The sequence below is a fragment of the Paraburkholderia sp. 31.1 genome (assembly GCF_014397645.1).
Classification (GTDB): domain Bacteria; phylum Pseudomonadota; class Gammaproteobacteria; order Burkholderiales; family Burkholderiaceae; genus Paraburkholderia; species Paraburkholderia tuberum.
This window is the reverse complement of the sequence record NZ_VZQN01000011.1, coordinates 173,344-185,348: the sequence shown is the minus strand read 5'-3', so window position 1 is coordinate 185,348 and position 12,005 is coordinate 173,344. Positions and strand designations below refer to the sequence as shown.

General features: G+C 64.6%; 15 protein-coding genes. 2 read left to right on the top strand and 13 right to left on the bottom strand.

From position 1 onward, the window contains the following. From F6X37_RS11100 to F6X37_RS11065, 8 genes are all read right to left on the bottom strand, one after another. Positions 1-217, bottom strand: a 217-nt coding sequence (locus F6X37_RS11100; RefSeq protein WP_187611306.1) for a phage tail tube protein, incomplete at its 3' end; no start/stop codon positions are given. 81 nt (positions 218-298) lie between these two features. Next, positions 299-1,789 (bottom strand): phage tail sheath subtilisin-like domain-containing protein, encoded by a 1,491-nt coding sequence (locus F6X37_RS11095; RefSeq protein ID WP_187611305.1) that lies wholly within the window; start codon positions 1,787-1,789, stop codon positions 299-301. A gap of 153 nt (positions 1,790-1,942) precedes the next feature. Continuing rightward, a complete protein-coding gene (locus F6X37_RS11090; RefSeq protein ID WP_187611304.1) occupies positions 1,943-2,179 on the bottom strand; it encodes a DUF2635 domain-containing protein in 237 nt (78 codons plus the stop codon). A gap of 1 nt (position 2,180) precedes the next feature. Beyond that, on the bottom strand, positions 2,181-2,864 hold the full coding sequence (locus tag F6X37_RS11085) for a hypothetical protein (RefSeq protein ID WP_187611303.1): 684 nt from the start codon (positions 2,862-2,864) through the stop codon (positions 2,181-2,183). A gap of 9 nt (positions 2,865-2,873) precedes the next feature. After that, positions 2,874-3,209, bottom strand: coding sequence for a hypothetical protein (locus tag F6X37_RS11080; RefSeq protein WP_187611302.1), 336 nt, complete (start codon positions 3,207-3,209; stop codon positions 2,874-2,876). Positions 3,210-3,221: 12 nt separating this feature from the next. Next, positions 3,222-4,373, bottom strand: a complete 1,152-nt coding sequence (locus tag F6X37_RS11075; RefSeq protein ID WP_187611301.1) for a major capsid protein — start codon at positions 4,371-4,373, stop codon at positions 3,222-3,224. 73 nt (positions 4,374-4,446) lie between these two features. Beyond that, positions 4,447-5,172, bottom strand: coding sequence for a head decoration protein (locus tag F6X37_RS11070; RefSeq protein WP_187611300.1), 726 nt, complete (start codon positions 5,170-5,172; stop codon positions 4,447-4,449). Between the two features lie 46 nt (positions 5,173-5,218). Further along, a complete protein-coding gene (locus F6X37_RS11065; protein ID WP_187611299.1) occupies positions 5,219-5,527 on the bottom strand; it encodes a hypothetical protein in 309 nt (102 codons plus the stop codon). On the opposite strand from F6X37_RS11065, the gene F6X37_RS11060 reads away from it, so the two are divergent. Then, the gene (locus tag F6X37_RS11060) at positions 5,522-5,878 is read left to right on the top strand and encodes a hypothetical protein (protein ID WP_187611298.1); all 357 of its coding nucleotides are present in this window, start codon (positions 5,522-5,524) and stop codon (positions 5,876-5,878) included. The genes F6X37_RS11065 and F6X37_RS11060 overlap by 6 nt on opposite strands. A 59-nt stretch (positions 5,879-5,937) precedes the next feature. On the opposite strand, the gene F6X37_RS11055 is transcribed toward F6X37_RS11060, so the two are convergent. Next, positions 5,938-6,819: a S49 family peptidase gene (locus tag F6X37_RS11055; protein ID WP_187611297.1), complete on the bottom strand. Its 882-nt coding sequence runs from the start codon at positions 6,817-6,819 to the stop codon at positions 5,938-5,940. A gap of 351 nt (positions 6,820-7,170) precedes the next feature. Here F6X37_RS11055 and F6X37_RS11050 point away from each other — a divergent pair, with 351 nt between their 5' ends. Continuing rightward, positions 7,171-7,308, top strand: coding sequence for a hypothetical protein (locus F6X37_RS11050; protein ID WP_187611296.1), 138 nt, complete (start codon positions 7,171-7,173; stop codon positions 7,306-7,308). A 32-nt stretch (positions 7,309-7,340) separates the two neighbouring features. On the opposite strand, the gene F6X37_RS11045 is transcribed toward F6X37_RS11050, so the two are convergent. Genes F6X37_RS11045 through F6X37_RS11030 form a run of 4 tightly spaced genes read right to left on the bottom strand, consistent with a single transcriptional unit; the run spans position 7,341 to position 11,894 of the window. Then, complete coding sequence (locus F6X37_RS11045; protein WP_187611295.1) at positions 7,341-9,029, bottom strand: phage portal protein; 1,689 nt, start codon at positions 9,027-9,029, stop codon at positions 7,341-7,343. A gap of 7 nt (positions 9,030-9,036) precedes the next feature. Beyond that, a complete protein-coding gene (gene gpW / locus F6X37_RS11040; RefSeq protein ID WP_187611294.1) occupies positions 9,037-9,309 on the bottom strand; it encodes a gpW family head-tail joining protein in 273 nt (90 codons plus the stop codon). Between the two features lie 19 nt (positions 9,310-9,328). Then, the gene (locus F6X37_RS11035) at positions 9,329-11,437 is read right to left on the bottom strand and encodes a phage terminase large subunit family protein (protein WP_187611293.1); all 2,109 of its coding nucleotides are present in this window, start codon (positions 11,435-11,437) and stop codon (positions 9,329-9,331) included. Beyond that, complete coding sequence (locus tag F6X37_RS11030) at positions 11,370-11,894, bottom strand: hypothetical protein (RefSeq protein ID WP_187611292.1); 525 nt, start codon at positions 11,892-11,894, stop codon at positions 11,370-11,372. The genes F6X37_RS11035 and F6X37_RS11030 overlap by 68 nt, the downstream gene beginning before the upstream one ends. Positions 11,895-12,005 lie beyond the last annotated feature (111 nt).

Below are 12,005 nucleotides of genomic sequence, written 5' to 3'. Positions count from 1 at the left end.
TGAAGTCCTTGACCGTCAGCGTGCCTGCGTCGCGCAGCGTCGCGGAAATGAACGGCGCGCGCGGCTTCTCTGCATAGCCGTGTACGCGGTCCTGTCCGACCAGTGACTCACGTTCGTAGTCGGCGGGTGAATACGCCAGTTCGCCGGAGAGCATGTAGTTCTGGCCGTCCATCGATATCCATGCGACACCGGCCAGGCGATTTGTGTCATCTGACATGGCGGGCTCCAGAAATGAAAAAGCCGCCCGGGCGGTTCACCGGGGCGGCTTCGTGCGGTTCAATGCTGCAGTTCGGAATGACTAGCTGAGCCTGAATTGCGCGAGCAGCGCAAAAATCCGGAGCTGGTCGATCAGCGTTCCGGGCCACAGACAGTCAACGCGATTCGGGTTATGGGCGTTCTGCTCGACAATGAGTTGCCGCGCGAACAGTGCGCTGTTCTGCACGTAGCCATCGAATTCGAGTTCCTGATACCTGGCGATCACGTCCGCACGTATGAGAAGCGGGGTGACGATGGCGCTACCGGATGCGAAGCGCGTGCCGTCCGCGGCGAGCTTCATGCGTGAGTACTTCGACGTCACCATCGAGCGCAGCGCACGCAGCACGTACATCAGCAGGTACATGGTTTCGACTTCGAGATAACTGTCGTCGGGATCGCCCCAGGGGTTCTTCTGGTAAGTCGTCGTGATGTTCTCGGCGTAGCAGGTGCCGTCATCGCCAACATTGAATGTGCTGATACCGTCATAGAGCAGCGTATTGCGCTCGGTGAGCAGGAAGCGCGAGGCAACGGGCGGCGCGAGCATGCCGTGAATCGGCAGGGTCTGGACCGGGCGCCCCGGATCATTACGTAGCGCGGGCGCGATCGAGCCGGCAAGCTGCGCGGCGATGATCCATGCGGGTGTGGGCGAATCATGGAACCCAAGCACCGATTCATGCTGGTTGTTGCGGCCCGCACCGAATGTCGTACACGCGGCGAGCGTACCCCGGTACGCGGCAAAAGCGTGCCCGTAAATCTGCTGGCTCCACGACCAGCGCCCGGTCTGGTCGTTCAGGAAGGTATGCAGTGCATCGAGGCTGACGCTATCGGTATACGGGCAGACGATAAAGTCGAATGGCATGTCGCCGCAGTTATCGAGCGCGGTCTGTAGCGTGTCGGTCGGATTGATCGCGCCGCCCGCCATCGGCGCGATTGCTATGTCCAGATTGAGCGGCGTCGATTCGCCCGCGCGTGAGCCGCCGTAGTTCAGGCGCACGTCAATTTCATTGCCCGCCATGCCCGCATTGATGGCGGTCAGCGTGACTACGTTGTCCTGAGCCGATGCGCTCACCAGCCCGAACGCATCTGCAGCAACGAGTGTGGCGAGCGCTTCCGCGATGTCGGCCGCGCCCTGCGTGGCCTGCACCGGCAACTGGTAGCGCCGACCGGCGATATAAAGCGAGATGACGCCCGAGACGCTGGCGTCGGCTTCGATGTTGAGCGTGACCGTTCCACTTGCGGCTACCGCGCCGGTTGCGTCCTCGAGCGGCAGATACCACACTTCGCCGAAGCTATCGGCCGCGCGATAGGCAGCGGTCATCGCGGCGAGCATCGAATTGCTGCCCCACCGTGCGCGCGCGTCGCCCACGCCCGCGCTGATAACCGGCGTGCCCGGCTCGCCGGTTCCGGCGTCGGTCATCTGCCCGATAATCAGCGTGCGCTGGTTGAGCTGGGCGCTGTTGGCCTGCGACGCGTCGAGTTCCGCGTAGAACAGCGGGACGCGGATGTTCTCAGGCAGGTTGGTAAAGGGAATCATGGGAGCAACCTCCCGGGAAGGTGGGCGCGAACCGGAGACGGAAACGGACACAGGACGGCCGGGGCGGCCCGTGGCGGGGCTCGCGCGGTTGACTTGAGGGGATGAAACGCGGGAAGCGCGCGCAGCGGCAGGCAGATGCGCTGAAAGCGCGTCTTACGTCGGGTCGGTGGCTTTGGGTTCGCGCGTGCGGTGTGATGCGCGCCGCGTCGCGTCGGGGTCGTCTGGCGTGTCCGGTATGGTGGGCGGCTCATCCGCGACGGGCACCACGTCGCCATCGCGCAGACGGCGACGCCAGTACACCGAATCGGGTACGACGCGCCCCGCATCGGGCAGGAAGTCGCGCAGGTCGGGATCGCGCACCCGCACCCCGGTTGCTGGCCTGATGTGCATGTCAGTTCCCCTTCAACGGAATGTCGAGCCGGCCCTCGTCGCGTCCATCAGGGCCGTGCGTACGCGGCGCGGGGACGACCGCCTGCGGAAACGGCGGCGCGGGATAGGTGCCGGTCGGGTCGGCGCGATTGGTGAGGTCCGCGTGCAGGCCGACGCTTTCGAGCGGTGCGGGCGCGGGCGGATCGAGCGGCCAGGGCGCCGGCTGTGGCTGCTCAACCGTGGGGTCGTACATTTCGGGAAACTCGCAGCGGAAGGACGCCGCGATACCGGCGAGGTGACGCGCACCTTCCGCGCGGATATCCAGCACGCTTTCGACGGTCGCGAACTGCTGCAGCATGCGTACAAGCGACCAGTCGAGCAATAGCGCGTTTTCGACGGCGTACCAGAGCGATTCAATGGCGTCCTGTGCGGCTTCGCCCGTCGTCGCCTCGACCATCGCCTTGACTTCGAGGCTGCATGTCGTGGTGAACTGCGGCATGCCGCGATTGAATGAGGATTTCGATTCGTGCGCGGTACGCACGATGACCGCAGGCAGCACGTCAGACGGCGCGGCCCAGTCGCCCGGCGAGCGGATCAGGACCGGCCGGCCGGCGACCTGAAGCTCTGCGCGCTCCAGTGCGCCAAGCGCGGCGAGACGCACCTGACGACGCCCAAGCATCCGCAACGCAATGCGGGCGCGGGGCATACGCGTAACTCAGGGAGCGAGGTTCAGCAGCAGGAAACACCACCCATGTCCATCCGTACGGACTTCGCGGACGACATAGGTCGTGTCGCTGAGCGGCGCACCGGGCGCGGCCGGAATGAACAGCGTGTCGCCCTGGTGTGCAGTAACGGGAAGTGTTGCCACGCGAAAGCCGTAGCATGGCCGCGTAGTCGTAACCGGTACGCCGTCGACCACATCGACGTTCGTAAAGGCTTCGTCAAATACGCCGTGCAGCGCGTGCGGCTCACCGTCACTCGCGTAGTACGTCGCTGCCTGTCCGAATATGCCCTCGACGGGGGCAAGTACCAGGCTGTCCCAATCGATCATGACGCGGACCGCTCAGACAGTCGTCGCGGCGCTGGCTGCGGCTGCCCGATCCACTTTCGCTGCGACCGGGACGTCAGGCGCGGGGCCGGCAGCGCTTACCGTGGTGCCTTCGAGCATGCGACCGGACAGCAGCACTTCGGGCCGCGTGCAGACGTAGAGCGGGTACGCATACGCTTCCATCTTCCACCACATGCGCCGCAGCACGTCGAAGATCGGCAGCACGTACACGGGCCGTCCCGGCGTGTTGACCCAATCGACGGTTTCGCCCGGCGCCATCGCTTCGCGGAATACACCGGGCGCGCCGACCGGGAAAAACTTCACCACGTCATCAGGAACCTTGATGGTCACGTTGTCGTCCGAGCCGCGATAGTTGAACCACGTAATGCCGGAAAACACGAACGCATCAAACGCGGCACCCTGCGAGTTGTCGCGCAGTGCGCGCGCATCGGACCAGTTCACGAACGTACGGATCACGTCCGGGTGATTGACGAACGCGTCATAGAAAGCATCGCCGCACATCGCGTAGACGCGCGTGGTCGGCGTGAATGCGCCCTGGGACTTGCGCGCCATCGTACGGATGATCGCGTTGCAGATCGGCCGCAAGGGTGTGTTCGCCTTGCCTGCCTCGGTCGCGCCCAGATCGAACGGCGTTTCGGTGGCCTGCGGAATCTGGAATTCATCGAACCAGTTGTAGAGCACGCTGCCGTCCTTCGGATCGAGCACCAGTCCCTGCAACGCGGCGAGCCTCAGGAATTCCTTCGTGTATTCGACACTCGCGAGCAGCCCGGTCGGTCCCGAGAGCCGCCGCGCAACTTCGGCCTCGACCTGCATCAGGACGGATTCCGTACCGAACTCGCGGATGCCCTGTACTTCCTCGGCGTACACCGTGTCCGAGTGCATCAGGCGCGGCACGTCGAAATAGCGCATCTTGCGACGTTCGGTCGTGCGCTGCGTGCCTTCCTCGCCGCGCTGGGAGAACGGGATCAGGATCAGCTTGCCGGTGCGTTCCTCGACCGCCAGCGCTTTCGTGCGGATCGGGTTGGGATCGAATACGCCCAGCTCGCCGAGGCCGACAGGCTGGTACGGGTTGCGCTGAACGGCGTCCGAGAGCGCAATTGCCGTGAAGGGGTCCTGATGGAATACATCGAGAATTTCGCCAGCCATGATGACGGCTCCCCAAAAGAAAAGACCGCCCCGGACCAGCGTCCGTGCGGCCTTGCGAGGAAGGAAAGGGATACTAGCGCAGCAGGATGCCTGCGGCGCGCAACTGGTCGCCCGCGATCTGCATCTGGTACGGCGTCACGTCCGACGGCCAGACAAGCTCCGATGCGTTCACTTCCGCGTCGCGCACGATCGCGACGGCGGCGCGATCCATCCGCGTCGTATCGCGCGAGCCGAACAGCAGACCCGCCACGACTTCGGAGCCATCAGTCGCGGCGGGATTCCAGGGCATCCAGATACCGGGCGTGCCGATATCGGACGGATCGGCAGCAGTGAACGTGATCGCGAAGGTATCGCCCGCAGCGAAGCGCTTTGCGCCCTGTTCGATGACGAAGCTCAGGCCGCCGACGACGACCGGCGCCCCGGTCTGCTGCGCAGTCGCGCCCAGTTCATCGGGTCCGCTCACGTCGAACGTGTTGCGGCTCGTGAAGGTGCAGACGTAGCGGCCGTACGGCGACGAGCTGGCATGCGGCGGATCGGTGAGCCGCAGGACACCGTCGCCGGTGTTCTCGCGCTCCGGCGTGCCTGCGACGACCGACGCGGCCCCCGCGTCGCCCCTTGCGTCACTGCCTGGCGGGGGTGGCGGAGGCAAGGCAAGGCGGCTGAGAATGGTCCCGGCCATGACATACACACCGCCCGTCAGGACGATGCCGTCGCGCGAGCGGTGGCCGTTCGCTTCGGAGACGAGAAAGCCGCCGTCATGCCAGTTCTCAAAGAGCGGCGGGACAGTAGGAGCGCCCATGATCGTGATCCCCTGTAATGGAACGGATGAAAAACCGGTACGCGCACTAGCGTTTGCGCGCATTCACCTTCGCGAATGCGTGGTCCCATGCCGACGCGATGGCCTGACGTGAGTTCATGCCCGGTGTACCTCCCGGGCCGACGCGCGGATTGCGCTCGACGCGTCCGCTATTGGCGGTCGGCGCGGCGGGTGTGCTTTCGAGTACCGCGAGCGCGGCACCGCGCGCGAGGCGCGTCCTGAACGCGAGATTGGCGGCCAGTACCGGATTGCGCGCGGCGGCGTGACTTGAAAATATCGCGGCGCAGCGCGCCTGCTCGCGGCGGCGCGCGCGCGCCTCGACGGAACTGCCATGCATTTCTTCCTCGTCGTCACCATCCTGCGCCTGACCACGTCTGGCCTTGCCGCGCCGGCTGTCCCGTTCATCAGCATCGTCGGAGTCGTCGCGGCTGTCGCCGTCCCCGAGCTGGACGTTATCGCCATTGCCTTCGTCGTTGTCCTCGTCCTCGTCTTCTTCGTTGTCGTCGTCCTGTGCATCGTCGCCGTTGCGCGGCTCGTCGTCCTGTGCGCGCCGTGTGCGCGCATCGTTGTGTGCGCCATCCTCGCGGTCGCGCTCGGCGGGCGCGTCGGGCTTGTCGTCATTCGGGGGCGGCGCGTCTTCGGCACGCGCGCGAGTCGCCGCGCGCCCGAGGTGCGCGAATGGCAATGAGCGGGTCATGGCTGAAAGAGAGAATCCCATTTTGAAGACCTCCTGCATGGTCCTGGTGGTTACTGCGGCACGGATGAAAGCGCGAGCGAATCGAGTAGCGCAAGAAACGCCGCGTCGGGTGACATGACGGCATCGGCAAAGCCGGTATCGACGCTCCCCGCCCCGAGGAAGGTTGCGGCCTGCGTGTCGCGAACCTGCGCCACGGTCAGCCCGCGATTGCGTGCGACCGTCGCCACGAACAGTTCGCCTACGCTGTCCACGTCTGCCTTGATGCGTGCATAGGCTTCGTCAGAGAGTGGCCGGTATTCGCTGCCGTCTGCCTTGCGCTCGCCATAGGTAATGAGCGTGACCGTCAGGCCCGCATCGGTGAGCGCTTTCGAAAAATCAACATGCGCGACGATCACGCCGACGCTACCGGTTCCGCCCGTGCGCGGCACGATCACCCGATCACAGGCCGAAGCAAGCGCATACGCGGCGGAAAACGCGCACTCGGTGAGGATCGCGTACAGCGGCTTGATGCCCCGCGCACCGTAAATGGCGTCGGTCAGATCGAAACACCCCGCGACCTCGCCGCCGGGGCTGTCGATATCGAGCACGATTGCACGCACCGAGTCATCGGCCAGCGCCGTCGCGAGGTTCGCGCGGATGCCGTCATAGCCGGTCATACCCGAGTACGGATGCAGGGTGCCGAGCTTCTGCACCAGCGTGCCCTGAACGGGAATGACTGCGATACCCTGGATGACTTCATAGGCCCGGTCGTCCGCAGGCTCGCCCGCTTCATAGTCGCCGTCGAACGCGAGCAGTTGACCGTTCGGGCGCAACAGCCGCGCGAGACCAAAACGGTCAGCGAGCGCGGCCATGATGATTTCGATCTTGCCCGGCGCAATGGCGAGCGGCACATTAAAAAGGCGCGTCGCCAGGTGCGGATAGTTCACGACCATCGTGCATCTTCCGGTTTTTTGGGAGTTGTCCGAGGTCTGCGTCCGGCATACACGCCTACCATTGAAGCGTCGCCCCTCAGTACGTCCTCCGCTTGCCGGGGGCGATAGGGTTGGCATGCAGTAGAAAACCCTTTTCACGGCGCGTCCTTGTGGCGCGCTATTTTTTGCGTCCCTTCATTTAGCCGTCGCGGCACCGTTGGGCGTGTCGCCACCCGGAAACCTGCAATTCAACAAAGCTGGCTTCACTTTCCACCGACCTCGATATCCGGGGGCATCTATCTTTCGGACTGAACCTATTCAAATTTGAGACAGGGAGACCTATCCTGTATTCGAATTTATACGGAGAAAGTCATGAGCCCCATTACCCTGATTGAAGCTACGCACCTCTACAGCCGCGCAGGCGTTGCACGCCATAGCCATTTCCGCCTGAATCCCCTGCGCCTGATTGCGCTCGCGCGCAAGCTGTTCGCCGCGCGTCGCCAGTCCTGAACACAGCGCCCGGTTGTCAATGCAGCCGGATACTATTGCGGCACAGGTGCTGCCTCGGGTTTTGCCGCTTCTGCCGCAGCGATACTGCCAGCCCAGGCGGGCAAATCAAGCCCAAGTTCCTTCATCAGCCGGATTTCGTTCGCGCGCTGATGCAGTACTTCCTCATAATCGAGGCCCTGTTCCGCGCATTCACGCTTGAGCGTGGAAAGTGCCGCGTCCATGCCCATCACCGCACCGGCCTTTTCCTTGGTCGGATCGATCCAGCCACGCGCCACCCCCATCCATGAACAGCGCGCATACGCGGCGCGCGCCTCGATATACGGCGGCGCAGCGGCCGGCAGCGGCAGCTCACCCCGGTCCATTGCTTCCCACAGCCACGCACCGTAGAACGGTGACGCGAAGTTCAGGCAGAACTCGTCGCGCCGCCGCGTGAGGGTCTTCCACGCTTCAAGTAGCGCGGCTCGCGCACTGCTGTAATTCGTCTTGCTCCAGTCCTGCGAAAGCTGCTCGGCGCTGAGCCCCAGCACCGCTGCAATCACGCGCTGCATTTCGTGCGCGAAGGTTTCGAAGTTGCCATGCGGGTGTGCGGCCGAGACGCTTTCGAGCGATTCGCCAGGTGCGAGCGTGGGAATACGCGCGCCGTTGAGCATCGCGGGCCGTTCGTCGGCCCAGCGTGCGCGCAATGCCTGATACAGCGGCAATTCCTCGCCTTCGCCCGCGCCAAGCGCATCCTGCACCAGCGCCGGATCATAGGGCGACGTAACGTAGGTGCCGAATGTCGCGGCGATAGTCGCGGCCTGTAGCTCGACGCCGTAATACCGCGCGAGCATGCGCGCGTGCAGCAGGACCGGCGTGAACACCCCGAGGCCCCGATGCTGGCCCGCCCGGTCGCGGTCATAGTCGTGCAGGACGCGCAGCCAGCCGTCGTCGTCGCAGCGCTCGATACGCTCCCAGGTGTTCGCCTCGACGGCGAGATACCAGTCGCTCTGGTGCGCCTCGCGGATGTGATACGCGAGCGGGACGCCGTAATCGTCTATCTCGACACCGCCGCGCAGGTAGCGCGAATCAATCGCCTGATACGGGTTGCTCAGGCGGTCGGGATCGAGCAGCAGCAACGCGGTCGCGTAGTCCGCGCCGCCATAGCCGATGCGCTCGGGTAGCCAGTAGATGAGACCCAGCCCTTCGCCGTCGACCAGCTTGTGACGCATTGCGAGCCGGAACTGCTGACCGAGCGTAAGCTGTCGCGCCACATCGTTGTAGTGCGCAGGGTTCTCCGCATAGCCGCGCCAGAGCGCTTCCGCCGTGCGCCGGAATTCATCGGCCCAGGTGGCGTCAAATTCGCTTATGCCGGTACGCAATGCCAGCGCCCGGTAATCGGGATTCGCCGACAGCAGCAGGCTGGTGCCGATGGTGTTATCGAGAATGCGGGTAACACCGCCATTGATCCAGCCGTCATTGCGAAAGAGGTCGCGCGAGCGCGCAACCATCCAGTCCCGGAATAGGTTTATCTCCGAATCGGGCGACCGTATCCACGGCAACCAGTTGCCCATCTCCTGGGCGAACCAGTCCGCAGCGTCGTACGGAAACTGGTAACCAGGCAGCCCGAGCCCCGGCATGACCATCGCGCGCCCCGGTTCCCCCGTTAGCGCGTTCGGCGCGCCGCCACGTACAGCAACGGGTGCCGGAATCGGCTGGCCGCTTTCGTCAACGATGACGCCCATTGCTGGCTCAGAAGTACGGCGTGACCGGACGGCGGCGGTTGCGGCAGAGTCCGCGCAGTGCATCGATCTGTGTCTGTACGCCGATGATGGCCTGCACCAGATCGGCGATATTGGTCTGCGTGTACGCGACGGAGCGGCTACCGTCTGCCTGTGCGTACGACGCGGACTGCGCCTTTGTGCCCGACACCAGCGCGAGATACGCCTGCTGCATGCTCGCAAGCTGCCTTTCGAGCGCACCGAGCGTCATCCCGTCCAGGATGCTCAGGCGGCGACAGGGCATGGCAGCTTAGACGTGCGATTCAGGCAAGACGCTGAACGAGCGATGTCCGCATTCGGGCAGTGGCCGGATACGGGCGGTGCGGCGTCGGCGGCACGTCAGGCGGCGGCGTCCGTGCCTGTACCGCGTCGGCGCGGCGGTTCAGTTGCAGGCCGAAGAACAGCAGACCGCACAGCGCGCCATACGCATACACCCGACAGTCAAGCGCCTCATTGGCGCGGCCCGGTGGCAGTTCCCACACCCGGTAACGTCTGCCGCCCGATTCCCGGATCACGATCCGCTCGGCGGTCAGTTGCGCGTAATAGCCAATGTCACGGTCTGCGGGGAAGTGCATGTAACCCGGTCCCGGCGTATCGAGCAGCAGCCGCTGACGGATCGTGTCTTTCGCCGCGTTCACCCCGAGAAGGATTGGGCGATAGGTTCTCTTCGTGCGCGACGTGGGGCGCTTTGACGGCCACACCGGATTGCGCTCGCCGCCGCGTGCCGATTCGCCCTTGACCGCCCAGATACGGCGGCCGATGCGCGCCGCGCAGAACTGGTAGACCGCCTGCGTGTGATGCCCGCCCGAATCAATGCACGCAGCCATGATTTCAAAGGGACGACCGTCAGCGCGGTACCACAGGCGTTTTAGATACGTGTCGATGCGCGCCTGTGTGCGTGCATCCGAAAACTCGCCCTCGATGATTTCGTAATCGATTGACCAGCTTTCCTCGTTGCGGCCCCAGCCCACGACTTCAAGCTCGACGCGATAATCCTGCACGTCCGCGCCGACCACCAGCACAGCGACACCATCGGGCACTTCCGCCGGCCATATCTCGCCGCGAGCAATGACCGCCTCAACCGAGAGCGCGCGACCGGTGCGCGGACGGTACGGGAGTCCCATCTGTGTATTCCACCAGGCTTGCAGCCGTTCCTCGTCGCCCTGCGCGTCGATCCAGCGCGCCGCGATATCGGCGGGCCGGTCGCGCGTCCACGGGCTCAGGAGCTTCGACGCCTGAAATCCGGCGTGCGTGTTATCGATGCCCCACGCGCCGCATGTCGGACACTTCGCGCGATAGACGGCATACCCTTCGGACGCCCACCAGTCCCACACCACGCCAACAGGATCGGGATCATCGCGTGCTTCGTCGCTGCTACGCCAGGCGCGCTCGTACGCATCGAGCGGCACATGCCGCGCGCCGCAGCATTCGAATACCCGCGTCTGATGCCACCGTATGGACTGCAAGGCGGTAAGCCGTTCTGACTCGGACCAGCCCGCGCCGCACGACTGGCAGTACACGCGCGCGGTCTTCGTGCGATGGCCAGTTACGTTGCCTTTGTCGTCCTTGCGCTTCTCCCACTCGACATGGCGGAAAAATTCGAGGAACTGACGGTGCCCGCAATGCGGACAGGTCACGCTCGCGCGACGCTGGTCCGACTCGCCGTAACTGGCTTCGATGCGGCTTTCCTCGGTGACGGTTGGTGAACAGGTCCGCACGGAGAGCCAGTTCGCGAACGTGGCGACCCGTTCCTCGGCGAGCGCGATAGGGTCGCCTTCGCGCGTGACCGGGTACTTGTCGATTTCGTCCGCGAGAACCAGCCGGATCGGGCGGCGCGCGAGGTTATCGGGACTGCCCGCGCCCGCGAGCGCGAGGAAGCCGCCAGGAAACGACTTGAACAGCAGCGTTTCCTCGGCGTTGCGGGTCTTCGTCGTGCCGACCCGCTCACGCAGTACGGGCGTGACCCGCACCAGTGGCGTAATGCGTTCCTTGCTGAACTGTTCGGCCGCGGCTTCCTTCGGTTGGAGAAGCAGCATCGGGCACGGATCGAGATGCGCAAAGTAGCCGAATATGTTTTCGATCAGCGACGTCTTGAACAACTGCGTGTTCACCATCGCCGTGATGACATGCACGCCCGGCTCGGTCACTGCGAGCATCGGCCCGCGTGCGGCTTCCACGGTCCCGGTCGACCAGCGGCCGGACAGGCTGCCCGATTCCTTCGCGAGTCGCCGGTACTGGTCAGCCCACTGCGGAACGCTCAGACGCGGCGGCGGGGTCCATCCGCTGCGGCCGACACGTCGAAGATCATCGGCCTTGTTCTGCGTTGAAGCGCGGTTCAGGCTCCCCGAGGTCGGCAAGCTGCTGATGGACATGCGCCGCCAGTGTGTTCGTTAGCCGGTCAATGTCGTCCAGACCGAAGGCCATTGCGATGAACGGCGCGACCTTCGCGGGCCACGCAAGCCACGCGTCGCGCTGCTCCCGGCATAGCTCAAACACGACGCCTCGTGCGACGGCCAGCTCAACCAGTGCGCCGGATTTCTGCTCATACTCCAGACGGCGTAACAGCGCGGTCCAGTTCTCCTTGATGCGCAGGGCTTCGCCGTAGGCGAGGCCCTTTGCACTTCCGGCTGACTGCAAACTCTCCTTTGCAGGTGCCTTTGCGCTTTCGTCAGGCCGCTCGCTCGCGCGCCAGCGGGTACCGACGAGCGCTGGGTCCATCAGGCCGTCTACGCGCTTCGCAAGCCGTCCCTGTTTCAGCGCCTGATGAACAAGCGTGTCCGAAACGTGCTCGCGCCGCGCGAACTCGCGGATTGAAATGCCGTCAGCCACGGTGCAAAGACTTTTTGATACCTGTAGCTACAGAAAGAACGGGGTCGCGCAATTTGCCCCCATTTTTCGAGAGGGGACCAGGACCCGCTCCGGGCGGTCGACCGCGCGCGG